At 65.2% G+C, this 24249-nt stretch carries 25 protein-coding genes; 5 read left to right on the top strand and 20 right to left on the bottom strand.

Translation table 11 applies throughout. The annotated features are described in order from the left end of the window. Nucleotides 1-2 precede the first annotated feature (2 nt). From DRB17_RS06500 to DRB17_RS06475, 6 genes are all read right to left on the bottom strand, one after another. Nucleotides 3-1583 (bottom strand): CYTH and CHAD domain-containing protein, encoded by a 1581-nt coding sequence (locus DRB17_RS06500; protein WP_114581379.1) that lies wholly within the window; start codon nucleotides 1581-1583, stop codon nucleotides 3-5. A 66-nt stretch (nucleotides 1584-1649) separates the two neighbouring features. After that, entirely contained in the window at nucleotides 1650-2429 is a 780-nt protein-coding gene (locus DRB17_RS06495) for an SDR family oxidoreductase (protein ID WP_114581378.1), read from the bottom strand. Then, the gene (locus DRB17_RS06490; protein ID WP_114581377.1) at nucleotides 2407-3180 is read right to left on the bottom strand and encodes an HdaA/DnaA family protein; all 774 of its coding nucleotides are present in this window, start codon (nucleotides 3178-3180) and stop codon (nucleotides 2407-2409) included. The genes DRB17_RS06495 and DRB17_RS06490 overlap by 23 nt, the downstream gene beginning before the upstream one ends. Continuing rightward, nucleotides 3177-4259 carry an AI-2E family transporter gene (locus DRB17_RS06485; RefSeq protein WP_114581376.1) on the bottom strand — a complete coding sequence of 361 codons (1083 nt, stop codon included), beginning with the start codon at nucleotides 4257-4259 and terminating at the stop codon, nucleotides 3177-3179. The genes DRB17_RS06490 and DRB17_RS06485 overlap by 4 nt, the downstream gene beginning before the upstream one ends. Continuing rightward, nucleotides 4256-4822, bottom strand: coding sequence for a CDP-alcohol phosphatidyltransferase family protein (locus DRB17_RS06480; RefSeq protein WP_114581375.1), 567 nt, complete (start codon nucleotides 4820-4822; stop codon nucleotides 4256-4258). The genes DRB17_RS06485 and DRB17_RS06480 overlap by 4 nt, the downstream gene beginning before the upstream one ends. After that, nucleotides 4819-6060: a DUF2066 domain-containing protein gene (locus tag DRB17_RS06475; protein ID WP_114581374.1), complete on the bottom strand. Its 1242-nt coding sequence runs from the start codon at nucleotides 6058-6060 to the stop codon at nucleotides 4819-4821. The genes DRB17_RS06480 and DRB17_RS06475 overlap by 4 nt, the downstream gene beginning before the upstream one ends. 120 nt (nucleotides 6061-6180) lie before the next feature. Here DRB17_RS06475 and purM point away from each other — a divergent pair, with 120 nt between their 5' ends. The 3 genes from purM (at nucleotide 6181) to DRB17_RS06460 (ending at nucleotide 8127) form a co-directional block, all read left to right on the top strand. Further along, entirely contained in the window at nucleotides 6181-7245 is a 1065-nt protein-coding gene (purM, locus tag DRB17_RS06470) for a phosphoribosylformylglycinamidine cyclo-ligase (RefSeq protein ID WP_114581373.1), read from the top strand. Then, the gene (gene purN, locus DRB17_RS06465; protein WP_114581372.1) at nucleotides 7233-7883 is read left to right on the top strand and encodes a phosphoribosylglycinamide formyltransferase; all 651 of its coding nucleotides are present in this window, start codon (nucleotides 7233-7235) and stop codon (nucleotides 7881-7883) included. The genes purM and purN overlap by 13 nt, the downstream gene beginning before the upstream one ends. 70 nt (nucleotides 7884-7953) lie before the next feature. Further along, entirely contained in the window at nucleotides 7954-8127 is a 174-nt protein-coding gene (locus DRB17_RS06460; protein ID WP_206607803.1) for an aa3-type cytochrome c oxidase subunit IV, read from the top strand. Nucleotides 8128-8205: 78 nt separating this feature from the next. On the opposite strand, the gene ndk is transcribed toward DRB17_RS06460, so the two are convergent. Continuing rightward, the gene (ndk, locus tag DRB17_RS06455; RefSeq protein ID WP_114581371.1) at nucleotides 8206-8628 is read right to left on the bottom strand and encodes a nucleoside-diphosphate kinase; all 423 of its coding nucleotides are present in this window, start codon (nucleotides 8626-8628) and stop codon (nucleotides 8206-8208) included. A 155-nt stretch (nucleotides 8629-8783) separates the two neighbouring features. Here ndk and DRB17_RS06450 point away from each other — a divergent pair, with 155 nt between their 5' ends. After that, on the top strand, nucleotides 8784-10673 hold the full coding sequence (locus tag DRB17_RS06450; RefSeq protein WP_114581370.1) for an ABC-F family ATP-binding cassette domain-containing protein: 1890 nt from the start codon (nucleotides 8784-8786) through the stop codon (nucleotides 10671-10673). A 13-nt stretch (nucleotides 10674-10686) separates the two neighbouring features. Here the strand turns inward: DRB17_RS06450 and DRB17_RS06445 are convergent, their stop codons facing one another. The 10 genes from DRB17_RS06445 to DRB17_RS06400 all read right to left on the bottom strand — a co-directional run bounded on the left by DRB17_RS06445 (nucleotide 10687) and on the right by DRB17_RS06400 (nucleotide 19096). Continuing rightward, the gene (locus DRB17_RS06445) at nucleotides 10687-11187 is read right to left on the bottom strand and encodes a PAS domain-containing protein (protein ID WP_114581369.1); all 501 of its coding nucleotides are present in this window, start codon (nucleotides 11185-11187) and stop codon (nucleotides 10687-10689) included. A gap of 27 nt (nucleotides 11188-11214) precedes the next feature. After that, entirely contained in the window at nucleotides 11215-11361 is a 147-nt protein-coding gene (locus DRB17_RS20165; protein WP_153242361.1) for a hypothetical protein, read from the bottom strand. Nucleotides 11362-11527: 166 nt separating this feature from the next. Continuing rightward, nucleotides 11528-11974 carry a protein tyrosine phosphatase family protein gene (locus DRB17_RS06435; protein ID WP_114581367.1) on the bottom strand — a complete coding sequence of 149 codons (447 nt, stop codon included), beginning with the start codon at nucleotides 11972-11974 and terminating at the stop codon, nucleotides 11528-11530. 119 nt (nucleotides 11975-12093) lie between these two features. Continuing rightward, entirely contained in the window at nucleotides 12094-12543 is a 450-nt protein-coding gene (locus DRB17_RS06430) for a DNA polymerase III subunit chi (protein ID WP_114581366.1), read from the bottom strand. Between the two features lie 148 nt (nucleotides 12544-12691). After that, nucleotides 12692-13630, bottom strand: a complete 939-nt coding sequence (locus DRB17_RS06425) for an N-carbamoyl-D-amino-acid hydrolase (RefSeq protein WP_114581365.1) — start codon at nucleotides 13628-13630, stop codon at nucleotides 12692-12694. A 25-nt stretch (nucleotides 13631-13655) separates the two neighbouring features. Then, entirely contained in the window at nucleotides 13656-14888 is a 1233-nt protein-coding gene (locus DRB17_RS06420; protein ID WP_114581364.1) for a Zn-dependent hydrolase, read from the bottom strand. Continuing rightward, nucleotides 14885-16114, bottom strand: a complete 1230-nt coding sequence (locus DRB17_RS06415; RefSeq protein ID WP_114581363.1) for a diaminopropionate ammonia-lyase — start codon at nucleotides 16112-16114, stop codon at nucleotides 14885-14887. The genes DRB17_RS06420 and DRB17_RS06415 overlap by 4 nt, the downstream gene beginning before the upstream one ends. Nucleotides 16115-16192: 78 nt before the next feature. Continuing rightward, complete coding sequence (locus DRB17_RS06410; RefSeq protein WP_114581362.1) at nucleotides 16193-17245, bottom strand: TRAP transporter substrate-binding protein; 1053 nt, start codon at nucleotides 17243-17245, stop codon at nucleotides 16193-16195. 37 nt (nucleotides 17246-17282) lie between these two features. Further along, nucleotides 17283-18563 carry a TRAP transporter large permease gene (locus tag DRB17_RS06405; protein ID WP_114581361.1) on the bottom strand — a complete coding sequence of 427 codons (1281 nt, stop codon included), beginning with the start codon at nucleotides 18561-18563 and terminating at the stop codon, nucleotides 17283-17285. After that, complete coding sequence (locus DRB17_RS06400; protein ID WP_114581360.1) at nucleotides 18563-19096, bottom strand: TRAP transporter small permease; 534 nt, start codon at nucleotides 19094-19096, stop codon at nucleotides 18563-18565. Before DRB17_RS06400 ends, DRB17_RS06405 begins: the two co-directional genes overlap by 1 nt. A 132-nt stretch (nucleotides 19097-19228) precedes the next feature. Between DRB17_RS06400 and DRB17_RS06395 the strand changes: the two genes are divergently transcribed. Continuing rightward, on the top strand, nucleotides 19229-20101 hold the full coding sequence (locus DRB17_RS06395; protein WP_161958723.1) for a MurR/RpiR family transcriptional regulator: 873 nt from the start codon (nucleotides 19229-19231) through the stop codon (nucleotides 20099-20101). 66 nt (nucleotides 20102-20167) lie between these two features. Here the strand turns inward: DRB17_RS06395 and DRB17_RS06390 are convergent, their stop codons facing one another. The 3 genes from DRB17_RS06390 to DRB17_RS06380 all read right to left on the bottom strand — a co-directional run bounded on the left by DRB17_RS06390 (nucleotide 20168) and on the right by DRB17_RS06380 (nucleotide 23347). After that, entirely contained in the window at nucleotides 20168-21232 is a 1065-nt protein-coding gene (locus DRB17_RS06390) for a quaternary amine ABC transporter ATP-binding protein (RefSeq protein ID WP_114581358.1), read from the bottom strand. 12 nt (nucleotides 21233-21244) lie between these two features. Then, nucleotides 21245-22282 (bottom strand): ABC transporter permease, encoded by a 1038-nt coding sequence (locus DRB17_RS06385; protein ID WP_114581357.1) that lies wholly within the window; start codon nucleotides 22280-22282, stop codon nucleotides 21245-21247. 99 nt (nucleotides 22283-22381) lie between these two features. Continuing rightward, the gene (locus DRB17_RS06380; RefSeq protein ID WP_114581356.1) at nucleotides 22382-23347 is read right to left on the bottom strand and encodes an ABC transporter substrate-binding protein; all 966 of its coding nucleotides are present in this window, start codon (nucleotides 23345-23347) and stop codon (nucleotides 22382-22384) included. Between the last annotated feature and the right edge of the window lie 902 nt (nucleotides 23348-24249).

Here is a 24249-nt window from a genome sequence, read left to right as displayed (position 1 = left end):
GCTTACTTCCAAGGTTTCTTCGCCTTGGAGAAAACGTCCCACGTCGTTTCGAAGGCGGAAAGCTCGCGCTGCACCTGCGCCTCGTGCCAGCCGTGGACGAGTCCCTTGCCATAGGCGATGGTCGCGGCATCCGCATCGCCGGCATCCAGGAGCCGGCGCTCCAGTTCATCCAGAAGACGTTGGCCGGTCGCCGCGTCGTTGACGATTCCAAGGCGCTCCTGAATGCCTTCGACGCTCTTCAAGTAGGTCTTCATCGTCTTCTTCGGGAACAGGCTCGCGAAAAACTCCCCGGCATAGCGAAGCTTCTTTCCGGCGATGCGAAGCTCGTGCAGCTCCGCCTCGTTCAGCTTGCGGTATCGCTTGCCCAGCTTGCCGACCTTGCGGGCGCGCTTTTCGAGGATCGCGCAGGCGAACTCCTCGACCGGCCTATCCGCCGGGTCCGCCTCTCCGCTGACGGGCGGCAGGCGCCAGCTTCCGCTGTCCAGGCAAAGCTCCAGATACAGTAGGAGCCCAGTATAGCGGTCGGAACCAATGGCCGTGCGCGCCACCTCATAGGCTTTGCCACGCGCGTCCTCCGCCGCCGCCTGCAGGTGCTCCAGGCTGTCCTCCGCCGGCAAGCGCTCGCGCAGTGGTGCCAGCGTGTCGGCCAGGAAGACGTCCCAGTCGCGCGCCGGTCCCAGGTTGCCCTGCATCCAGCGCAACTCGTCGCGCAGCATGGTGTAGGCCTGTGCTGCGAAGACCGGCCTGAACGCGGTGACGAGCGCCCGCAGCCTGCGGATGGCGACGCGCATCTGATGCACGCCCTCCGGGTCGCCGCCGTCCAGCACCGCGTCCTCGTTGGCGCGCATATGCAAAAGGCAGGCGCGAGCCTGTGCCTGGAACGCCTGCGCCACTGTCATGCCGGACTTCAGCAGCGGCTTCTCTGCCTTCCGCGGCTTGGGCCGCGCGGCCGTGTAAAGGCCATAGCCGCGCGCCGCCTTGCTGTGCCGCTCCAGACGGAACGGCACTTGGCGGTGCAGTAGCATCGCCAACTCGTAGAGCCGCGAAGGATGTCCATTGCGAAGCTCCAACTCCGCTTCGCAGAGGTCGACACCCTCCCCGCCGGAGACGATCCGCCCCTGATCGAGCGCCAGCTCGATCTCGCTGTCGGCCATGGCAAGCGGGATCACCTGCCGCTCGAATTCGGTGGTGAACACGGACTCCAGCTCGTGCGCCAGGTTTTCGCGCCTGAAAAACGCCTGCAGCCCCTCGTCCTCGATCAGGGCGAGGTCCGGCGCGGTGCCGTTCAATGGCGCCTCGAACTCGCGCAGGTGCTGCAAGCCATTCGCGTTGACGAGGCCGTTGGGCCGGCCCTCGCCGTTCGGCGGCGCCTTCAGCGTCTGCACCCGCTCGCCGCCGTCCTGGCGAACACGCAGCGCCATGCCGTGACGCATCAGCGTCAGGTCGGGCGTATCGTAATAGGTGCTGTCAAGCTGCTTCCGGCGGGCGTGGGCGGTCTTCAAGCTGCGCACGAGCCCATTGCGCGCCAAGCGCTTCAGGTCCCGCGGCGCCATCGCCAGCTTCAGCTCGATCTCGTCTGACATGATGGCGTGAAGATCGGCGCCGCCCCGCCGAAAGTCAACGAAGCCGCAGTCGGGGTTGGAACGCGCCTACAGCGTTCCCGGAAACGACCCGCCATCGAGCAGCAGGTTCTGGCCGGTGATATATCCCGCCTGGGCGCTGCAAAGGTAGGCGCAGGCGTCGCCGAACTCGGCCGGGTCGCCGAAGCGCCGCGCCGGGTTCGTGCTCCGCCGCGCGTCCGCCACCTGTTCCAGCGACTTGCCTTCCTTGCGGGCCTCGGCCTCGATGGTGGAGCGCAGGCGGTCGGTCTCGAACGGGCCCGGCAGCAGGTTGTTGATCGTGACGTTGTGCTTCACCGTCTGCCGCGCCAAGCCGGCGACGAAGCCCGTCAGGCCCGCACGCGCGCCGTTCGAGAGACCCAGGATCGGGATCGGCGCCTTCACGGCCCCCGAGGTAATGTTCACGACCCGGCCGAAGCCGCGTGCGATCATCCCATCCACGGTCGCCTTGATAAGCTCGATCGGGGTCAGCATGTTGGCATCCAGTGCGGCGATCCAGTCGTCGCGCTCCCAGTCGCGGAAATCGCCCGGCGGCGGACCGCCGGCGTTGTTCACCAGAATGTCGGGCTCCGGGCAGGCGGCAAGCGCGGCCTCGCGACCTTCGGCCGTCGTGATATCCGCCGCCACCGGCGTCACGGACGCGCCCGTGTCAGCCGCTATCTCGCGCGCCGCCGCCTCGATGTCCGCCTTGGTCCGCGAGACAATGGTAACGCCCGCACCCTCACGTGCGAGCGCGTGGGCGCAGGCCCGGCCCAGCCCACGGCTGGCCGCGCAAACCAGCGCCGTTCTACCCGCTACCCCCAGATCCATGCTTGTCTTCTCCCATTTCCCTGGCACCGTCATCCGGCGCTTCATCGACATTCGGCGCGAGGCTATCCAGCACACCACGAGCCAGCGGCACGGTGATCTCCCGCCTCGCCTCCAACGAGATGTCGTCAAGCGCCGCAACCAACCGCCGCGCGTGAGCGAAAGACCTTTCGATCCGTGGCATCAGGTAACTCAGAACCTGCGGCCCGACGCGTAGCTGGCGGTCGCTGAACAGCTTCACCAGTACCGCTGCGAAAAGCTGGTCGTCCGGCAGGCCCAACCCGACGGCGGGGGCAGCGGCCAAGCGCGAGCGCAAGTCCGGCAAACGCAACGGCCACTCGGCGGGCCGTCGACGGCCGGTCAGCAGCAAGTGCCCCTGACGCTCACGAAGCATATTATAAGTGTGAAGAAGCTTTCGCTCCATTTCGCATTGCGTCGCCTCGTCACCCAGCACATCTTCGATACCGTCCACGATGGCCGCCGCCGTATCGCCCAGCAGTGCCGGCGGCTCGTGCGCCAACAGCGCATCGTGATCAAGCCGGACAGCGCCCGAACCACGCTGCCAGACACTGGCCAGGTGCGTCTTGCCGCTTCCGGCCGGGCCGTACAGCAACAGGGCAGGCTGCGGCCACTCGGGCCAGCGGTCGATCCAGGCGACAGCCACCTCGTTCGCTTCCGCGACGAGGAAGTCCTCGCGTCCCAGGGCCGGCCGGTGCGGCAAGTCCAGGGCCAGTTGGCGCGCGATATCGCTCACCCCGCCTGCCCTCCCTCGCCGCCAGCCGGCGGCACGCTAGTGACCTTGGCGCGATACTCGTTAACGACGAAACGTACGCCGACACCGACAACCGCCGCAGTCGGCACCGCGATCAGCACGCCGACGAAGCCGAACAGCAACCCACCGGCCAGCAGCGCGAATATGACCCAGACCGGGTGCAGACCGACCCGCTCCCCGACGAGGGTAGGCTGCAGGACATTGCCCTCGATGAACTGGCCCACGAAGAAGATGCCGCCGATGACGCCGATCATGATGTACGAATCGAACTGCAGCAGCGCCATCCCGACCGCGGTAATGAAGCCGAGCACCGCGCCGACGAACGGCACGAAGGACACCAGCCCCGCCGCAAGTCCGATCACCAGTCCGAAGTTCAGCCCGGCGAGCGTCAGCGAAATGGCGTAGAACGCACCCAGCAGCAGGCAGACCGTGCCGACCCCGCGCACGAAACCGGAGAGCGTCCGGTCGACCTCGCGAAGCTGCTCCCGGATCGTCTCGGCATAAGCCGGCGGCAACAGCGAATCCGCCTCTTTCAGCAACCGCTCCCAGTCGCGCAGCAGGTAGAATGTCACGATGGGTGTGATCAGCAGCAGCGACATCAGGTTGAACAGCGCGAAGCCACCAGAAAGCATGTCGCTGGCGATGCTGGCGGCCCAGGAAGACAGCCGCTCTTGCGATCCGGCCAGGCCCTCGCGCACCTTGTCAAGCACGGTTGGATCGACATTCGCCTGAAGGATCTGCCCAAGCACGACGACGCGTTCGCGCAAGATCCTTAAGTATTCAGGAAGGTCTCCAAGGAACTGCGCGATCTCGCTGACCACCAGCGGCACCAGGAGCGCCAGCAACAGGGCAACGGCGAGGATGAATGTCAAAGTGACGATCGCTGTCGCCCAGACGCGGGAAACGCCCAGCCGCTGCAAGCGGTCGCACACGGGATCGAGGAAATAGGCGACTGCCATGCCGATCACGAAAGGCGCCAGGATCGCATTGAAGATCCAGATCAGCGCAAGGAACGCGGCCAGCCCTATTCCCGACCAGAGAAGCTGCCGGCCCGCCGTCATTCGCTGTCCTCAAGCGCGAAAATGCGCCTGCCCCAGGTCCAGACGTAGGCCGCGCCCGAAGCGAAGGTGGTCGCGGCCACGATGTAGGTAGCAACCACCGTCACGTCGGCAATCGCCAATCCGAGCCCGAGCTTGGCCAGCACCAGCCCCACCAGCACGATCTGGGCGGCCGTGTTCGCCTTGCTAATCTTCAACGGCTCCACCCGAAGTGCCTGCGTCAGCGTGTGATAGAGCATCGCCCCCGCGACGATCAGCGCATCGCGGAACACGACCAGGATGACGAGCCAGACTGGTACCTGTCCCATATGGCCGAGACTCAGGAAAACAGCGACGATAAGCGCCTTGTCCGCCATCGGATCCAGATACGAGCCGACGCGCGAAACCGCATTCAACCTCTTCGCCAGGAAGCCGTCCAGCGCATCCGAGATCCCGGCGCCGACGAGCAGCCAAAAAGCCGGCGTATAGCGGGATTCCAGGATCAGGTAGACCATCACGGGCACCGCCAGGATACGGATCAGCGTGACGCCCGTGGGCAGCCAGTAACGCGCCCCGAGACCCGTCACTGCATCCTGTCCTCTTCGGAGTCCGCACCTTCCGATTCCCCTGCCGCTTCCGGGCCCCGCTCGATGGCCGTTTCCGGGTCTCCGCCGTCCACTTCGCCACCATTGCCGGAAACCGGTGCACTGCTGGCAGCCGAGCCGGCGGCGGTCAAGGTCCAGCCGCTGGCACCACCCTCCTTCAGCGTCAGGTCACTCTGCGCGAGGGCAAGACGAAGCTGTTCCGTGTCGCCATAGTATGTCAAGTCCACCTCGGCCAGGTCGCGGGTCATCAGGCGCAGGCTGGCCGCGCCGATCAGCGGGATTGATTCCAGCCGCCGGCGCACGCTCACCCACTCGTCCAGTCCGGCGATGGGAACCTCCACGCTCATGCCCTGCTCGGCCTCGAAGCGCAGCAGGTTGGCGCGCTTCCACGCCTCTTCCACCTCGCGCGCGACCTTTGCGACCGCGCGGCCCAGCATGTCCTCCAAGCTCTCTCCCTCGCGCTGGCGGACGTTGTCGACGAAGGTCCGTTCCTGCGCCGCCGTGCCGATTCGGCTGGTGATGATCTGCGCGCTAGCTTGGCCGGCCTGGGCGTCACCGGCAGGGATCGCCTGGGTCACGAGGACATCCCCGGCGCCGTGACGCTCCTCGATCCGGTCAAGCGCGGCACCGTCGTTGTCCAGCGCCTCGGCGGCCGAGATCGCACGGATGTCCGCCAGATCCCCGAACGGAATCACGAACGGGACCAGCCCCGTCGACGGAGCAGCCGCCGCCCACGCCGCCCGCCAGGGATTCGGTTCTTCCCAGAGAACCGCATCGCCAGCCGCACCATAAAGTGCGAGTACCACGACGGGCTTGCTCTGCGTTTCCGCGAACGTGACCCCACGACCGCGAAGAAATCGGCGTACCGCCTGCGGCTGGAAGCGGATCCTCAACTCCGCCAGATAGCGTACCGACGAGGTCCGCTCGTCGAACACCTCGAAATCCCGGACCATATTGGCAATGCTGTCGTATGACGGCACCGACACGCTCGACGCCCGCTCTTCCGGCACCAGCCGGTCGATCAGCCGCCGGAAGGCTGCCTCGTGCCCGCGCGCAAGCGCCCGTTCGCGCGCGGCGGCCGCGGAATCGGCCGTCACGTCAACGGCGACCCGCTCGATCGTGTAGACATCCGTCTCGGCCCTGACGACGTCCGCATGGAAAACGGCGAATATCAGGGCGAAGAGTGCGAAGAAGCCAATGCGAAAGCGGGGCAGCGGCATTGCAAAGCGTCCCGGAAAAAGTATTGTCGCGCCACCTGGGCGGCTGCCATCGTCGCCATTAAGGCGGCTCTGTTCAAGGCCGCGCAGCGTTAGCCATACGCCAAGCAAGGGAGCGAGGCCATAACCAGCCGCACCTACAAGGCCGCGGGCGTTGATATCGACGCAGGCAACGCCCTCGTGGACGCCATCAAGCCGCTGGCCAAGGCCACCGCGCGGCCCGGCGCCGCCGCCGGCTTGGGCGGTTTCGGCGCGCTGTTCGACCTGAAGGCCGCCGGATTCCGCGACCCCATTCTGGTTGCCGCAACCGATGGCGTCGGCACGAAGCTCAAGCTGGCCATCGAATCGGGCAAGCACGACACCGTTGGCATCGATCTCGTGGCGATGTGCGTCAACGATTTGGTGGTGCAGGGCGCGGAGCCGCTGTTCTTCCTGGACTACTACGCGACGGGCCAGCTCGACGTCCCGGCCGGCAAGGCCATTGTCGGCGGCATCGCAACCGGCTGCCGGCGCGCCGGCTGCGCCCTCGTCGGCGGCGAGACGGCGGAAATGCCGGGCATGTACACCAGGGGGGACTATGACCTCGCGGGCTTTGCCGTCGGAGCGATCGAGCGTGGAAAGGGCCTGGACGGCAGCGGAGTCCAGGAGGGCGACGTCATTCTGGGCCTCGCATCCAACGGCCTGCATTCGAACGGCTTCTCCCTGGTCCGAAAGGTCGTGGCCGACCTTGGCCTTCCCCTTGACGGCCCCGCACCGTTCGAGGCGGGCAGCAGTCTGGGAAGTGCGCTTCTTGCGCCGACGCGGATCTATGTCGGACCGTGCCTTGCCGCGGTCCGCGCCGGCACGGTGAACGCGCTGGCCCACATCACCGGCGGCGGGTTACCGGAGAACCTCCCGCGCGTGCTGCCCGAAGGGCTGGGCGCCGATCTCGATGCATCCGCGTGGCCGCTGCCGCCGGTCTTCGGATGGCTGCTGCGCCAAGGCGGCGTTCCGGCGGACGACCTGCTGCGCACCTTCAACTGCGGCATCGGCATGGCCGTGGTCGTACCACCCGAGGCCGAAACCCGTGCGACGGCATTGTTCGGCGCCAACGGCGAAACGATCTATCGAATCGGCCGCGTCGTCCGGCGGCCCGCGGATGCGCCGCGCGTATCCGTGGCAAACTTGGAGGCGGCATGGCGCGCGTGAAGGTCGGCGCCCTGATTTCCGGGCGCGGCAGCAATCTGCAGGCGCTGATCGATGCGGCGCAGGCACCCGACTATCCGGTGGAGATCGCCTGCGTCATCTCCAACCGCCCGGATGCCGCTGGCCTCGACCGTGCCGAAGCCGCCGGCATTCCCGCCGAGGTGGTGGATCACACGCTGTTTCCCACGCGGGCCGGTTTCGAAGGGGCACTCAGCGAGTCGCTCGTTTCCGCGGGCTGTGAGCTGGTCTGCCTTGCCGGCTTCATGCGCGTGCTGACGGCAAGCTTCGTCGAGCTGTGGCGGGACAGGCTGATCAACATCCATCCCTCGCTGTTGCCGGCGTTCCCCGGCCTGGATACCCACGCGGCCGCGTTGGCGGCGGGGGTGAAGATCGCCGGCTGCACCGTCCACTTCGTGCGTGAAACAGTGGACGCCGGGCCGATCATCGGCCAGGCGGCTGTCCCCGTCCTGCCGGGCGACGACGCGGACAGCCTTGCTGCCCGCGTACTGGGTGCCGAGCACCGGCTTTATCCGCATTGCCTGGGATTGGTTGCCAGCGGCCGCACGCGGATCGTCGGTCAGCGCGTCGAGATTACCGACGCGGCAACGAGAGACGAGATGCTTGTCAATCCGCCGTTGTGACGACCGTCCGCCCAGGCTTGCGAGCGCGGTGCGCTCCGGGTAAGACAGCAACGACGAGAGGGATCACGCCATGTCCGCCGAGACGCCGGAGAACAAGGGAGAGGACGAGAAGATGGCCACCACCAAGCAGGACCCGATGCTGCGCGAGCACGAGAGGAGCTATCAGGGTTTCGTCAAGCTGTTGAGCTACTCGGGAGCCGCAACCGTCGTCGTGCTGATCCTGATGGCGCTGTTCCTGCTCTGACGCAAAGGTCGGGCTGCTATGACAAAAGGCGGGGCCGGCATCGATCCGGCCCCGCTTTTTGGTTCCAATGTCAGCTAGTTAGCCGACGATATCGATGTTCGAGAAGAAGAATTTGATCTCCTCCCGCGCGGTCTCGGGGCTGTCGGATCCGTGCACGGAGTTGGCCTCGATGTTCTTCGCGAAATCGGCGCGGATCGTGCCCTGATCGGCCTTCGACGGATCGGTGGCGCCCATCACCTCGCGGTTCTTCTCAATGGCGTTCTCGCCTTCCAGCACCTGGGCGACGACCGGGCCGGACGTCATGAAGGCGACCAGGTCGTTATAGAACGGCCGCTCCTTGTGCACGGCATAGAACGCCTGGGCCTGCTCGGTGGTCAATTGCAGGCGGCGCTGCGCTACGATGCGCAGGCCGGCATCCTCGAAGCGCTGGTTGATCTTGCCGGTAATGTTGCGCTCGGTCGCATCGGGTTTGATGATCGACAGCGTCCGTTCGACGGCCATTGGCTCGCTCTCCTCAATTCGGTTTCTGATTCCGGTGGCAAACGCTTGGAAAATTTGCGGCCTTATAGACGCACACGCGCGTCCGGGCAACCGCGCGAAGGTGATGCTGGGACGCTTCCCCGTCGGACGCAGGTCATGGTACACGGCGCGGCATCATGTTGAGCATTCAGGATCTGACATACCGCGTCGAGGGACGCCCACTGCTGCAAGGTGCCAGCCTTACCGTCAATGCCGGTGAGCATGTCGGCCTTATCGGCCGGAACGGCAGCGGCAAGTCGACCCTGCTGAAGCTGATCGCGGGCGAATTGCAGCCGGACGGCGGCAACATCCAGCTTGCAGGCGCCAACCGCGTCGGCCGCCTGCGCCAGGAGGCTCCCGCCGGTCCGGACAGCCTGCTCGACACCGTGCTGGCCGCGGATACCGAGCGTACGAGCCTGCTGGCCGAGGCGGAGACAGCGACCGACCCGCACCGGATCGCCGAGATCCACGCGCGCCTGAACGACATCGATGCGCATGCCGCGCCGGCGCGCGCCGCGCGCATCCTGGCCGGCCTGGGCTTCGACGAGGCGGCGCAGCGGCGGGCCTGCGCCGAGTTTTCCGGCGGCTGGCGCATGCGCGTGGCGCTGGCCGCCCTGCTGTTCTCCCAACCCGACGTGCTGCTGCTGGACGAGCCGACCAACCACCTCGACCTGGAAGCGGGCATCTGGCTGGAGGGCTATCTGAAGACCTGGCCGGGCACGATCCTGCTGGTCAGTCACGACCGCACCCTGCTCAACAGCGCGGTTGGCAAGATCTGCCATCTGGAACAGCGCAAGCTGACGCTTTACCAGGGCGGCTACGACACTTTCGAGCGCACGCGGCGGGAACGGCTGGAGCGCCAGCGCGCGCTGGCCGAGCAACAGGAGGCGGAGCGCAAGCGCATTCAGGCCTTCGTCGACCGCTTCCGCGCGAAGGCCAACAAGGCCCGCCAGGCGCAGTCGCGCCTGAAAATGCTGGCGCGCATGCAGCCCATCGCGCCCGTGATCGAAGACAAGTCCATCCACTTCAACTTCCCGCAACCCGAACAGCTTCCCCCGCCACTGGTGGCGATGGACGGGGCAAGCGTCGGCTACGCGGCGGATACGCCGGTGCTGCGAAATCTTAACCAGCGCATCGACCAGGACGACCGGATCGCGCTGCTGGGCCGCAACGGCAACGGCAAGACCACCTTCGCCCGCCTGCTGGCTGACCGGCTGGCGCCAATGGGGGGCAAGATCACCAAGCCGCCGAAGCTGCGGATCGGTTACTTTTCGCAGGATCAGGCGGAGGAACTGGACCTCCAGGCGACGCCACTCGACCACATGGCCAAGGCGCTGCCGAACGCACAACCGACAACATTGCGCAGCCACCTGGGGCGCTTTGGGTTCGGTGAGGACAAGGCGGAGGTCGAGGTCGGCAAGCTGTCGGGCGGCGAGAAGGCGCGGCTGCTGTTCGCGCTGATGACCCGGGACGCCCCGCAGATGCTGATCCTCGACGAGCCGACGAACCATCTGGACATCGAGGCGCGCCAGGCCCTGGTCGAGGCGCTGAACGCCTATGAAGGCGCTGTGATCCTGGTGACCCACGATCCGCACTTGCTGGAATTGGTGGCCGACCGGCTGTGGCTGGTGGCCGACGGCATGGTACGCACCTGGGACGGTGATCTGACGGACTACCGGCGTTATCTCCTCGATCAGCGGCGCGAGGCAAAGGCGGACGCGCGCGACAAGGGTAAGGCCGACGGGGACCAGACGCTCAGCAAGAAGGACCGCCGCCGTCAGGCTGCCGAGAACCGTGCGGCGACCGCGCATCTGCGCAAGCGGGCAAAGGACGCAGAGCGTGATGTCGAACGCCTGAACGCCCGGAAAGCCGAGTTGGAGGCGAAGCTGGCCGATCCGTCGCTCTACGACGGTCCGGCGGAGAAGGCACAGTCACTGCAGATGGACCTCGCCAGGGTTGGCGACGAACTGGCCAAGGCCGAGGATGCGTGGCTGGAGGCGCAGGAAGCGCTGGAAGGCGCGGACTGACACCGGCCCAAGCTCAGGAGCCGGTCAGGCTCATCAGATCGTAGATGGTGCCGCTGGAATTCCCCTCCGCCTCTTCCCAGCGGTCCACGTAGATGCCGACCAGCACCAGATCGATGTCTTTCCCGTTGGACGTCGTGGGTAGCAGCAGGCGGTGCATCCGGTAACCCTCAAGCTCGGGATTGTCGGGCGTGAACACGCTGTACTGCGGCGCCTGCTTGCGCACGCAGGTCAGATAGGGTCTCAGAATCTCGCCCCGTGCATACTCCGGCACGACGTCATCAAGATACTTGCCGGAAAAGTCCGCGCCGTCATACTCGACAAGCCTGCGGCCTGCCAGGCGGACCTTCATGTGCGGTTCCGCTGTCTGCCCACCCTGTATCTCGACAAGGCCTATATGGCCGATCCAGGGCTGAAGGTCGGTGAACCGGAAGTCGCCGTGTGTCGGAAGCCTCCGGGTGCCCCGTCGAAACCGCCAGCGGTCCAGCAGGGACGCAAGCTGCTCGTGATAAAGCATCAGGGATTTAGGGGTTGCCTCATCCTTTTACCGGCCGGCCAAGATCCCCAACAGGCCTTGCAGCCGCCAATGCACCTGCGCATCGCTCAATCCGAGGCGGGCGGACAATTCTTCGATGGAGACACCTTTAACCAACCCTTCGACCAGCGCCCGATCGGTATTCGAGATCTCCACGGATATCACCCGTCGCCGCCAGCGAATCCTACCGGTATAATGGTACAACCAAATAGCCGGCATTTCATTCCCTAAACGCGATACAAATTACCTTTTTCGGGTATTAAAGGCAGATTTCGGGGCAGTGGAGACATATTGTCGCCCGTGAATCGCCCGGAAACAGCGATTACGCGTTGTGCGCCGCGACGAATTTCTCGAAGACGGGGCGCATGCCGGAAAGGTCGTAACCTTCCTTCGCCGCCTGCTTCAGGACCTCGTCGATGTCGCGCCTGTTGTGCGCAGTCTCGACCAGCGCCCAAAGCGCCGCCGAGCGCGCGCCGCTCTTGCAGTGCGCCAGCACGGGACCCGGCCCTTCCTCGACCGCCTTGCGGAACGCTTCCAAAAGCTCCGAATCGAGGTTTTGCGGCGTCATCGGCAGATAATGGTAATCCATGCCGGCGGCTTCCGCGGCCTTGCGGTTCTCGTCCGAAGTGGGCTGTTCCGGCCCGCCCTCGCCGTCCGGGCGATTGTTGATGATGGCCTTGAAGCCGCGCCGCGCCGCTTCCGCGATGTCCTCAGGGGTGAGCTGGCCGGCGGCCGAAAACTTCTTGTCGAGCATCCGAACGTTCAACATCTGAAACCTTCCCGAGATGATAGGGCCTGAAACGACGATTCGCACCAGAGGGTGCCGCCAGTGTCGCTGGCGCGCAATGCGCCGATTACACCAGGGACGAGATGCCCGGCGGCCCGGCGTCAGGCGCCCTTCTGCCAGCGGCCGCTCTCATCCTGCTTCCAATAGGTAAGCTGGTGTCCGGCCTGCTTGTAGTCCTTCCAGCGCCGCCGGGCGGCGGCAACGGCTTCGCCGTCGTTACCGTCGAACATCTCGGCAACCAGATCGAAGTCGCCGACATGGGCGCTCGCGGCCCCATCGGTCAGGAACAGCACATTGGCGTTGTTGGCGTTCGCGTCCTCGGCGGAAAGCCAGATCGGCTGATACTCGGGCCGCCCGTCGCGGGGCGAGCCGTGCGGCAGGAAGGAGCGGTCGTCATAGGTCCAGAGGTGCGCGGTCAAGGCCTCGACCCGGTCATCCGACGAAGCCAGCACCAGGGCCCGCCAGCCGCGCTCCAGCGTCTTCTCCAGAAGCTGCGGCAGGGCGGACTCCAGGCTGGTCCTGGTCAGGTGGTAGAAGCGAATCTCGGTCATGACGGGCCGTTACCATCGCCTGCCGCTGTTGCCGGTCGCCCGGTTATAGCAGACGCTGGCCAGCCGTGCAGATCCAGCGTTCGCGGCTGTTACGCCTTCGCCGCGTGAACTCGCCAATGCCGGCGGTAATAAGGGGCGCGCGACCGCCCTACTCCGCGGCCTCCCGCACGCCCTTGCGCGCGGTGATAAGGCCATAGGCGGCTGGCTGGCGGTGACGGTCGAAGTTGAAGACGCTTTCCTTGTAGGATGTACAGAGGTCGAGGTCGCAGCGCGCGACGGCCAGCTCGTCGTTCGTCGTCGCGCACATCGCCACCGTTTCGCCGGATGGCGCGATGATCTGGGTGCCGCCGATCATCGGCACGCCCGCCTCGTTCCCCGCCTTCGCCACACCCACGACCCAGGTCGCGTTCTGATACGCCCCGGCCTGCATCACCAGCGTATTGTGGTGAAGCGACAGCGCGTCGTGTTCCGGCGCGGGCGGATTGTGGACCGGCGTGTTGTAGCCCAGCATGATCATCTCGACACCCTGCAGGCCCATGACGCGGTAGGTTTCGGGCCAGCGGCGGTCGTTGCAAATGCACATCCCCATCACGCCGCCGAAGGCATCCCACACCGGGAAGCCGAGGTCACCGGTCTCGAAGTACCGCTTCTCCAGATGCTGGAAGGCGCGCCAGGGCTCGTGCTCGGCGTGGCCGGGCAGGTGGATCTTGCGGTACTTGCCGACGATTCGCCCCTGCTTGTCGACCAGAATCGACGTGTTGAACCGACGGGTTCGGCCGCCCTCCTCCGCCAGCTCGGCATAGCCCAGGTAGAAGCCGATCCCCAGGCGCGCGGCCTCGTCGAACAGGGGCTGCGTTTCTGGTCCCGGCATCTCGCGCTCGAAGAAACGGTCGATCTCCGCTTGCTCGGCCATGAACCAGCGCGGGAAGAAGGTGGTGAGCGCGAGTTCAGGGAACACGACGATGTCGCAGGACATGCCCGCCGCCTGGCGCATCAAGGCGAGCAAACGGTCGACCACCTCGGCGCGCGAATGCGCAAGTTCGATGGGTCCAAGCTGCGCCGCGGCGACCGTGACGATGCGTGACATAAGGTTCCTCCGTCCTTGGCGGCGCCTACTCGGCCAGTTCGAGCAGGGTGTGAAGCATCACGTTGGCCCCGGCTTCGCAGTCCTCGGGCTTCGTGTATTCCTGGATGTTGTGGCTGATGCCGTCGACACTGGGCACGAAGATCATGGCGGTGGGGCAGATCCGCGCCATGATCTGCGCATCGTGGCCAGCGCCGCTGGCGATGCGCCGCGTCGAATAGCCAAGCCGCTCCGCGATGCCGTGGATGCGGTCCACCATGCCCGTGTCAAACGGCGTCGGGTCGAAGCGGGCCAGCGTGCGGCGCGCGACCGCCGCGCCTTCGCGCCCGGCGATGTCGTCGACGAAGGCCTCCAGCTTCTGTTCGGCCTGTTTCAAAAGTTCGTTGTCAAAGTTGCGCAGGTCGGCGGTGATCTTCGCCTTCTGCGGGACGACATTGACGAGGTCGGGCTCCACCTCGAACACGCCGACGGTGGAGACATGGCCGTTGCCTGTCTCGGCGGCCAGCCGGCGCACATAGGCCGCTACCTCCGCCGCCACGTACCCGGCATCGCAGCGCCGGCTCATCGGTGTCGTCCCCGCGTGCGCGGAGCGGCCGGTGAAGGTGTACTCGGTCCACGAGATGCCTTGGACGCCCTCGACCGCGCCGATAGTGCGGCCCTCGTCCTCCAGGATCGGGCCCTGCTCGATATGCAGCTCGACGAAGGCGTGAACCTCGTTCCCGCCGACCGGCGCGTCGCCGATGTAGCCGATCCGCTCCAGGTTCTCGCCGACCGTCGAACCGTCGATGCCCTCGATGCCGTAGGCTTCCTCAAGCGGCAAGCCACCCTGATAGACCAGACTGCCCATCATGTCGGGCGAGAAGCGCGCGCCCTCCTCGTTGGAGAATAGCGTGACGGCCACCGGACGGCGCGTCTCTATGCCGGCATCGTTCAGTGTCTCGATCGCCTCAAGCCCGGCCAGAACGCCGAGATTGCCATCGTACTTGCCGCCGGTGGCGACGGTGTCCGTGTGCGAGCCGGCCATCACCGGCGGGCCATCCTCGCGGCCGGGCCGCGTCGCGGTGACGTTGCCGAACCTGTCGATGCGGATGTCCAGACCCGCCGCGCGCATCCAGCCCAATACGATGTCGCGTCCTGCCTTGTCTTCGTCGCTGAACGCCAGCCGGCAATTGCCGCCGCCTTCCAGCGCACCGATCTGGCCCAGTTCGTCCAGCCGCCGCAGAAGCCGCTCTGCGTTGATACGCAGGTTCTCGCGCGTCATGCCGCCGTCCTCGTGTTGTGTCCGGGTTGCCCGACGATTTCGCGATAAAGTTCGGGATCCGTGTCACCCTCGCTGCCGATCAGCAGGACATCGCTCTCCGGTCCCAGACCGAGCTGCCCGGCGACGTCCGGGTCGCGCATCGCCGCGATCAGCCCCAGCAGGCCGGCGACAGCGGACTCCCCGGCCACCAGCGGCGGATCGCCGTCCGCCCCACGGGCCAGCAGGCGCATGCAGGCGGGAACACCGGCGTCCGATACCTCCATGACATCGTCCGCGCCCTGATCCAGGATCTCCCAGGCCAGCAGCGAAACCTCGCCGCACGCCAGACCCGCCATCACGGTATCCAGGTCGCCGGCAACCGCCGTGGGGTGGCCCTGGCGCATGCTTTCGAAGATGCAGGCGGCCTTGTCGGGTTCGACCACGACCGCGCGCGGGCGATCCGTCCCCCAGGTCTCCCAGAACTGGGAAATCACCGCGGCCGGAAAGCCGCCAACGCCGCCTTGTACGAACAGGTGGCTGGGGCCGTCGCCTTCAAGCTGATCGACGATCTCGTCGGCCATGACGGTGTAGCCCTGCATCACGTCGCGGGGCACGTCCATATAGCCTTCGTAGGAGGTGTCGGAGACCACGAACCAGCCGTTCTCCGCCGCTGCGCGGGCCGCGTGCTTGATCGAATCGTCGTAGTTCCCGGCGACCCGCTCGACGCGCGCGCCATAGCGCTCGATCGCCTGCTTGCGGCCCTCGCTAACGGTGGCGTGGATGAAGATCGTGCAGTTGCAGCCGAAGTTCCGCGCGCCCCATGCGACCGAGCGGCCGTGGTTGCCGTCGGTGGCGCAGGTCACCGTGATATCGCCGGTGACGTCGGCGTGCGTACGCGCCAGCAGATCCTTGGAGGTGACGCCGCTGATGCCCTTGCGCCGCTCGATCTCCCCGATCAGCAGGCGCATGACGGCATAGGCCCCGCCCAGCGCCTTGAAACTGTTCAGTTCGAAGCGCCGCGACTCGTCCTTGTAGCGGACCCGTCCCAGCCCCAGCGCCTTCGCAAGACCGGGAAGATCGACCAGCGGCGTGGGCGCGTAGCCGGGCCAGGTCGAAATTTCGGCCCGCGCCGCGCGGCAGCCCTCGGCGCTCAGCACCGCGCGCTGACGCTCGCCATAGGCCACGGCGCCTGCCGCGCGAGGGTTGTGGAAATACCTGTAGTGGAAATCGGGAATGTCGATTGGCATGCGTCTATCCGGTTCCTCCTGCGCCGGCCGGTGGGGCAGGACGCATCCTTCGCCCTGCCCCGCCCGTTCCGGCCGGTTCTAGTTGTTGCTCGCTGTCTCTATGGCGCCGAGGAAGGCTTCCATCATCTCGGTCCCCTCGGCACCGAACTTCTCGGAGATCAGTTCCTTCACGGCGGGCAGCGCCGCGTCCCGGAAGCGCGCCTTCTCCTCCGGGCTCATCGCGTAGACCTCCATGTTCGCTTCCAGCGCCGGCAAGCCGCGCTCCTTCGAGGATTCGATGATCCGGTTCAGCCCGCGCCCGGCGACGATAGCGGAATGTGCGGCATAGTCGATGACGCCGCGCTCATGCTCCGTCAGCGAATCGTAGAAGTCCTTGTTGATCGCCCAGACGTATGGCGTGAAGAGATGGCCGCTGAGCGTCAGGTAGGACTGCACCTCATTGAAGTTGGCGAACGCGATGATCGGTACCGGATTCATCTGACCGTCGGCCACGCCGGTCTGCAACGCGGTGTAGACCTCGGACCAGGCGATTGCCGTGGGCTGGGCACCAAGGGCGTCAACCATGGTCTTGTGGGTGTCGAGACCCATGGTGCGGATCTTCAACCCATCCATGTCCTCCAGCGACTTGATCTGCCGCTTGGAGTTGGTGAAGTGGAAGAAGCCGCCGGAATCGCCGAAGCCCAACACCTTGATGCCGGTCTTCTCCATGATGTCCTTGGACAGCCGTTCGCCGAACGGTCCGTCGAACACCTCGTAGGTGGTCGAGATGTTGGGGAAGGCGAACGGCACGTCGAGGACGCTGATCATCGGGTAGGTGGAGGCGAAGCCGCCGACCGAGTGAATGCCCGACTGGATGACGCCCGACTTCACCTGCTGCACCACCTCGGCGTCCTTGCCAAGCTGGCCGGCGGGAAAGGTCTGCACGTCGATGGAGCCGTTGGTGCCGGATTCCACCAGACTCTCGAACACCGTCGCCATGGCGCCGGTGGCGTTATCGAAGGGATCGTCCTTGTTCAGGTGATGCAGCTTCAGCGTCTTCTCCGCCGCCCCGGCATTGCCAGGAGCGCCGAGTGAAAGCGTCACCGCGGCGGCCGCGGCAAGCAGGGTCCCGGCAAATCGTGTCCGTTTCATTTCCACCTCTCCTTCTTCTGCTTGGAAGCCTCCTCGCCTAGAACCCCAGGAGCCTTGGCACCCAGAGCGTCAGATCCGGCCAGTAGGCGACCAGGACGAGGACGGCCACCTCGGCCAGCAGGAAGGGCCAGAGCGCGGCGCTGATGCGCTCCACGCGCTCGCCCGTGACCGACGAGAGAACGAAAAGGCAGGCCCCGACGGGCGGCGTCATCAACGAGATGTTGAGCGTCAGGATGATCATGATCCCGGCGTGCACCGGGTCCATGCCGATAGCCTGCGTCAGCGGAACCAGCACCGGCGCCAGGATGATCAGCGCCGCGTTGATGTCCATGAACATCCCGATCATCAGCAGGAGGCCGAGGATCAGGCCGATGACGACCGACGGCTCCTGCGAGATCGCCATCATGCCCTGCGCGATCGCCTGCGGGATCTGCATGAAGGTCATCCACCAACTCAGGATCGAGGCTGAGGCGATAATCAGGAACACGACGCCGGTCATCCGGGCCGTGCGCATCAGCATCTGCACCATGTCGTCGAAGCTGAGCGTGCGGCTGACGAGGCCGACGACCAAGGCGTAGAACACCGCGATGGCGGCGGCTTCCGTCGGGGTCACGATGCCGCCAAGAATGCCGCCCAGGATGATCAGGGGCATGAGAAGCGCGACGATGCTTTGGCGGAAGCTTGTCAGGATCAGCCGCAGGCTGGGCCCTTCGGCATTCTTCGGCAGGTTCAGGCGGCGGCCCAGCGCAACGATTACGGCCATGCAGAGCAGCGCGATCAGCAGCCCGGGCAGAATGCCGGCGGCGAAAAGCCCGGCGATGGACACGCCCATCAGCGAGCCGTAAATCACCATCAGGTTCGACGGCGGAATCGTGGGGCCGATGATCGAGCCCGCCGCCGTCACCGCGCAGGCGAATGGCCGCTTGTAGCCCTGCTTCTCCATCGCCGGGACCAGCGTATTGCCGAAGGCCGCCGCATCCGACACCGCCGCCCCCGTCATGCCCGCGAACATCACCGAGGCGATCATGTTCGAGTGCGCCAGCCCGCCGCGCAGATAGCCGACAAGCGCTTCCGCGAATTCGACAAGGCGGCGCGTGATGCCGGTGCGGTTCATGATCTCGCCGGCGAGGATGAAGAACGGCATCGCCATGAAGGTAAAAAGGTTCAGGCCCTCGAAGAACTTCGTGGGCGCCATCGCCAGGAAGTTGGCGCCGCCGATCTGCAGCAGGCCGATCACCCCGGCAATCCCGAGTACGTAGCCGATAGGCAGGCCAAGTAGCAGAAGCCCGAAGAATGCGACGGCGACCGTGACGACCATCAACTCACCCCGATCTCGGCCGGCGCCCGCACGCGGCCGCTCGCGGTGTCCCGGATTGTCGCCAGCAGAATCTGCAGTGCTGCTAGCCCGGCGGACACGGGAACGGCGGCGAACGGCACTACCATGGTCATGCCGAAGATGGTTGCGTACTGCTCCATCCCGTCGACCGTCATGCCGACGCCGTAGTAGACGAGGAAACCGAAGAACCCGAATCCGATGGCGTCCAGGCCCAAACGCAGCGCCACGGCCGCTCTCGCCGGAAGCATGTGATAGAAAAGCTCAAGCCCGATATGTTCGCGTCGGTACACGCCCGCCGAAACGGCCAGCAGCGCCGCCCAGATCATCACATAGCGCGCCAGTTCTTCGTTCCAGGTGATGCCAAGCTCAACCAGATAGCGCGATACGACGCCCAGCCAGACGATCACCACCATTGCGGCGATGAGCGCGGCACAGGTCCGCTCGACAAGTCGATTCACCATCCCGCCGACCCGGTGGGCCGTCTCGGCGGTGTTTTCATGAAACGTATGTTTCATATCCGAAACCACAGAGCGTTCCCAGGAGATGCCTTTTCCGCAATGGCAAGATCATCTATGATTCTGCACATGTGTGCATGCTGCGGTCAAGCATTATGAAACGCGTTTTTCATTGCAATGAACGGGATTCCGATGCCCGCTGAGACAGTCGATCAACGCATTCTCGAAAAATACGACGAGCTCTCGCCCCAGCAGCGTCGCCTGGCCGACGTCGTGCTTGAGACCGGCGGGGACCTCGCGCGCTGGACGGCCAGCGAGTTGGCCGAGCGGGCGGGTGTCTCCAAGGCGACCGCCGCCCGTCTGTTTCAGGCGCTCGGCTATTCGGATTTCGAGGAGGCGCGCCGCGTGGCGCGGCAGTCCCTGCCATGGGGCTCGCCGCTGCGCGGGCTTGGCGAGGCCGGCCCGCCCGGCGAGCGGGACCGCGCGCAGACGCATTTCGCCCGCGACATGGAGAACCTGCGCCGAACCGAGGCTGCCCTGGACCGCGAGGCGATGCAGCGCGCGGCGGAATGGCTGGCATCGTCGAATACGATCTGGGTCGTGGGCTTCCGCAACAGCTTCGCACTTGCCCAGTACGCGCGCAGCGTGCTGCATTCGCTGAAGGCCGATGTGCGCTTCGTCCCGACTCCCGCCTTCGAACTGGCGGAGGACCTCTCGGCAATGCGCGGCGGCGACGCGATGCTCGTCATCGGGTTCCGGCGCCGGCCGAATGCTCTTGTCGAAATCCTCAACGTCGCGGCGGAATGTGGTGTGGGCTCCGTCCTGCTGACGGACCTCAGCGCCGCGCTGACGCCAAGGCTTGCCGGCATCACGTTACGCTGCCACACGCGCGGGCCAGGCCCGTTCGACTCCTATGCCGCAGCAATGAGCGTACTAAACCTACTGATGTCACAAGTGTCGGAAGAACTGAAAACCGCTGCCTCTCAGCGCCTGTCCAGGATCGAGGACCTGCACAGTCGGCTCGGTGACCTGCGGGCACCCGGACAGAACGAGGACAAGGATTAGGCGGGACAGGCTACCGGCCCGGCACCAGGCATATAACCGGGCCGGCAACCCGTTTATGGCCCCTACTCAGTCCGACATGCTGGCCCGAACGCCGTTCTCCGCCGCATGCGTGGGAACGAGCGCGCGTACGAGGCTTTGCATGTCCAGCACGCCGACCTGGTTGCCGTCTTTCATGACCCGGTAGCTGGCCGAGGTGTCGCCGCGCGACTTCGCGATCACGTGCTCCAGGGTATCGTCGTGGTCGACCTCACCGGCGATGCAGTCCACCTCACCCTCATTGGCCTCCATGACAGAACGAACGCGGAGCACGCGGGCCCGGTTGATGTCGCTGACGAAGTCCTCGATGTACGGATCGGCGGGGTTCAGGAGGATGCCCTGGGGCTCGCCCTGCTGGATGACTTGGCCATCGTTCAATATGACGAGATGATCCGCCAGCTTCAGCGCCTCGTCGAGGTCGTGGGTGATGAACACGATCGTCTTGTGCAACTCGTTCTGAAGTTCCAGCAGAAGGTTCTGCATGTCCGTCCGGATCAGGGGGTCGAGCGCCGAAAACGCCTCGTCCATCAGCATGATTTCCGAGTTCGACGTCAGCGCCCGGGCGATGCCGACGCGCTGCTGCATGCCGCCGGAAAGCTGGAAGGGATGATGGTCGCCGTAGCCGCCAAGGCCGACCCTGTCGAGCCAGCGGTTCGCTTCCGACTCGTACTCCTCCCGGCTGTAGCCCCGGATCGCCATCGACATGCCCGCGTTTTCGAGCACGGTACGGTGAGGCAGAAGGGCGAACTTCTGGAACACCATCGACATGCGTTCCTGGCGAAGCTGTCGCAGCGCCTCCTCGCCATAGGCCAGGATGTCGGCGCCATCGATCCGGATCTCGCCCGCGGTGGGATCGATCAGGCGGTTCAGGTGGCGGATCAGCGTGGATTTGCCGGATCCGGACAGGCCCATGATAACCGTGATCTCACCGGCGCGGATGTCGATATTGATGTCGCTCAGACCCAGAACGTGCTGACGCTGCTCAAGCAACTGCGGCTTGGTCATGCCCCCGCGCACATCTTCCAGCGCCGCCTGCGGATCGCTCCCGAAGATCTTGTAAAGGTTACGGATGGAAACCTTGACGTCGTTCGTCATCGCTGGCCGTCCTTACTGATTCTGCGTGGCGTTGATCCGGGCGAGCGAGGCCTTGGTCACGCGATCGAGGATCACGGCCAGAAGGACGATACCAAGCCCGGCCACCAGTCCGACGCCGAGTTCGAGATTGCGGATACCGCGCAGCACCAGCACGCCCAGTCCGGGCGCCGACACCAGCGAGGCGATCACCACCATCGCCAGCGACATCATGATGGTCTGGTTCACACCCGCCATGATGTTCGGCAACGCCAGCGGAATCTGCACGCCGAAGAGCTTCTGCCGCTCTGACATGCCAAAGGCGTCCGCGGCCTCGATCACATCCTTGTCGACAAGGCGGATACCCAGGTCCGTAAGGCGGATCACCGGCACGATGGCATAGAGGATAATCGCGATGCCGTAGAGCTTCGATTCGGTCACACTGAACAGGAAGATCAGCGGGATCAGGTAAACGAACGGCGGCAATGTTTGCAGCATGTCGAGTATGGGGATCGTACTGCGCTGCATGGTGTCGCTGCGCGACATCGCGATCCCGATCGGCACGCCGAGTATCACGCACAAAAAGGCGCAAACGAATATGATCGACAGCGTCTTCATCGCATAGTCGTAATGGTCGATGAAGGCGAGTGCGAAAACGCAGATCGCAACAAAGCCGACCAGCTTCGAGGACTTCGTCACGGCAAAGACGACGCCAAGCAAAATCGGAATAACGATCCACCAGGGCGCCGAGAGCGAGACGTAGAGCGCTCCGTCAAGCAACCAGCTCAGCGGCTGGGTCAGTGGATCCAGAATGAACTTCAAGCTGTCCTTGACGGCCAGGAAACCCTCTTCGAGGCCCTTCGTCATATTGCGGGTCTGCGGCATTGCCGAACAGGCCTCGTTAAGCGCGTCGAGGGACGGGAACGGCAATTCCCAGATCGACGCGCCCTGGTCCGCATCCTGGCCAGCCGCCTGGCCGAGGAGCTGATCCATGGTCATCGGGCCTGACTTGGACTCTCCGTCGCACCATTCGCGCAGACCGAGAGAATCGAAAATAAAATCGTAGCTCGCCATGTCTTGGATTTCCCCTGCAGGCCTTCGAGCCCCCGCACCTGCAATTGTCGCATAGAGATGGGGCGGGACCGCTTATCGGCCCCGCCCCGGAAAGGCGCCTTAGTTGAGGACCTTGGACAGTCGCTCGCGCGCGTCGTCGCTAAGCCAGCCCGACCAGACGTCCTTGTTGTGGGTCAGAAAATAGACCGCGGCCTCCTCGGCAGAGGCGTTGTTCTCGTCCTTCCAGGCGAGCAGCGAGCTCATGGTCGAGGTCTTGAACGTGACATTGCTCATCAGCTCGGCGATCTCCGGCTCGCGCTCCTTGAAGTCCGTGGTGATGCTGGTGAGCACCGGGGCCGCCGGGAAGTCCGAGACGCCGGGGTTCTCGTTATCCTGGCTCCCATTGGCCTTGTGGATGTCCTCTTTGTACTCGCCAAGGTCGACGCGCGTCATGTCGAACTTGCCGAGCGGCACCGTCGGCGCCCAGTAGTAACCGAACCACGGATTGCCGTCCTGATAGGCCGATGCCATGGACGTCGCCAGCGTTTCGCCCGAACCGTGGTTGAACACCTCGATCCCGCTCTCTTCAAGGTCGAGGGCCTCGATCAGGTTGTCGCTGACGACGCGGCAGCCCCAGCCGCTCGGGCAGTTGTTGAAACGCGCGCCGACCAGTTCGGGGTTGGCCATGACACCCTCGATGGTCTTCAGCTCGGGGTGCTCCTCGGCGAGGTAGGTCGGGATCCACCAGCCTTCGACGCCCCCCGGATCCAGGACCTGCGCCACGCGCTCGACCTTGCCCTGCTCCTCAAGCTGCAGATATGCCTCGCCGGTGGAGTTCAGCCACAGCTCGGTCACGATGTCCGGCTCGCCATTCTCCGCGAGCGACGTCACGGCCGGCACCGTATCCGAAGGAACCACGGTAACATCGCAGCCGTAGCCCTGTTCCATGATGAAGGAAGCCACAGTAGTCACGACCTGGGCCGATGCCCAGTTCATCTCGGTGATCGAAACCTCGCCGCACTCCGCCTGCGCCGCGGCCGGCGCGGCCAGCAGGCCCAGTGTCAGCCCGATGACGGATTTCCTCATACCTATCCCTCTCTCTCTTCTCTTTTGATTTGTCCGGCAATGCCGAACAACGACGCGCAAGCCCCGCTCGCGCACGGCTGAAAGCCGGCGTGGTTCAAGAACCGCAAGCGTCCGGAATTCGCACCCCGGCCTGGCGACAAGCCCGCATCGCCACGCATTCGCCCCCTACTAGGCCTGCGGCAGCAAAATCATCACCTCGATTGTGCAGCGACGCTTCGGGTGCGGAACTCCAAACACACCGATACTCGCGCTGCCATTCGATTAGACACCCCGCCTCCCCCCGAAGGAGACAAACCTACCGCGCCCGATTAGACCAGAAGATGTTCGAATTGCAAGAACGTCAAATGCCGGGCATGCGAACCGCAGGCCGACGCCTATACGTATCGCCAGATCCAGGCGCCCTCAAGGACGCGAGAACGCGGCCTCGCCCTGTCTTTCGTATGCATCGCCCATGAACCTCCCGGACACGTGTTTTGATCTTGAAGCGATCATTATAATTTGCGTTTTCATTCCTGCGGGCGCCCGCCCTGTAAATTTAACAACGGCGGATTCCGACGTCCGCCGACTTCCCGCCAAGCTCCACCACCGCCCGGACGATACGCTCCGCCGGCCGCATACCGGCAAGCGCCCTGCTGTCGACGCAGCGCCGCGCTCACGGCCCGGTCAATGTCCTCGCCCTCCGCGCGGGCGATCTCGGCGATCTGCTCAGCGGATGCCGGATCCAGGATGCCGTCACGCGGCGCGAGGAACGTTATTTGGCCGAGCACTTCGGCGGCGCATACAGAACCTATACGGCCGCCACGCCGCGCTGGCTGGCCCTGCAGCCTGCCTGGCGGGACACGTAGCAGTTGGAGGTCAAGCCAAAACTCGTGCTCACGACGTTCCGTGACACCTGCGTGATG

It is taken from the genome of Ferruginivarius sediminum, assembly GCF_003344765.1.
GTDB lineage: Bacteria > Pseudomonadota > Alphaproteobacteria > Kiloniellales > Rhodovibrionaceae > Ferruginivarius > Ferruginivarius sediminum.
The sequence above is the reverse complement of the archived record's forward strand: the minus strand, read 5'-3'. Positions and strand labels throughout refer to the sequence as shown.

Coding starts and splice junctions, on each gene's coding strand:
- DRB17_RS06485 (WP_114581376.1), bottom strand. CDS start 4,259: ATGACGGCGGGCCGGCAGCTTCTCTGGTCGGGAATAGGGCTGGCCGCG.
- DRB17_RS06500 (WP_114581379.1), bottom strand. CDS start 1,583: ATGTCAGACGAGATCGAGCTGAAGCTGGCGATGGCGCCGCGGGACCTG.
- DRB17_RS06495 (WP_114581378.1), bottom strand. CDS start 2,429: ATGGATCTGGGGGTAGCGGGTAGAACGGCGCTGGTTTGCGCGGCCAGC.
- DRB17_RS06460 (WP_206607803.1), top strand. CDS start 7,954: ATGTCCGCCGAGACGCCGGAGAACAAGGGAGAGGACGAGAAGATGGCC.
- DRB17_RS06380 (WP_114581356.1), bottom strand. CDS start 23,347: ATGAGGAAATCCGTCATCGGGCTGACACTGGGCCTGCTGGCCGCGCCG.
- DRB17_RS06450 (WP_114581370.1), top strand. CDS start 8,784: ATGTTGAGCATTCAGGATCTGACATACCGCGTCGAGGGACGCCCACTG.
- DRB17_RS06445 (WP_114581369.1), bottom strand. CDS start 11,187: ATGCTTTATCACGAGCAGCTTGCGTCCCTGCTGGACCGCTGGCGGTTT.
- DRB17_RS06400 (WP_114581360.1), bottom strand. CDS start 19,096: ATGAAACATACGTTTCATGAAAACACCGCCGAGACGGCCCACCGGGTC.
- DRB17_RS06430 (WP_114581366.1), bottom strand. CDS start 12,543: ATGACCGAGATTCGCTTCTACCACCTGACCAGGACCAGCCTGGAGTCC.
- DRB17_RS06385 (WP_114581357.1), bottom strand. CDS start 22,282: ATGGCGAGCTACGATTTTATTTTCGATTCTCTCGGTCTGCGCGAATGG.
- DRB17_RS06405 (WP_114581361.1), bottom strand. CDS start 18,563: ATGGTCGTCACGGTCGCCGTCGCATTCTTCGGGCTTCTGCTACTTGGC.
- DRB17_RS06415 (WP_114581363.1), bottom strand. CDS start 16,114: ATGCCAATCGACATTCCCGATTTCCACTACAGGTATTTCCACAACCCT.
- DRB17_RS06475 (WP_114581374.1), bottom strand. CDS start 6,060: ATGCCGCTGCCCCGCTTTCGCATTGGCTTCTTCGCACTCTTCGCCCTG.
- DRB17_RS06390 (WP_114581358.1), bottom strand. CDS start 21,232: ATGACGAACGACGTCAAGGTTTCCATCCGTAACCTTTACAAGATCTTC.
- DRB17_RS06435 (WP_114581367.1), bottom strand. CDS start 11,974: ATGTTGAACGTTCGGATGCTCGACAAGAAGTTTTCGGCCGCCGGCCAG.
- DRB17_RS06425 (WP_114581365.1), bottom strand. CDS start 13,630: ATGTCACGCATCGTCACGGTCGCCGCGGCGCAGCTTGGACCCATCGAA.
- DRB17_RS06395 (WP_161958723.1), top strand. CDS start 19,229: ATGCCCGCTGAGACAGTCGATCAACGCATTCTCGAAAAATACGACGAG.
- DRB17_RS06410 (WP_114581362.1), bottom strand. CDS start 17,245: ATGAAACGGACACGATTTGCCGGGACCCTGCTTGCCGCGGCCGCCGCG.
- ndk (WP_114581371.1), bottom strand. CDS start 8,628: ATGGCCGTCGAACGGACGCTGTCGATCATCAAACCCGATGCGACCGAG.
- purN (WP_114581372.1), top strand. CDS start 7,233: ATGGCGCGCGTGAAGGTCGGCGCCCTGATTTCCGGGCGCGGCAGCAAT.
- DRB17_RS06420 (WP_114581364.1), bottom strand. CDS start 14,888: ATGACGCGCGAGAACCTGCGTATCAACGCAGAGCGGCTTCTGCGGCGG.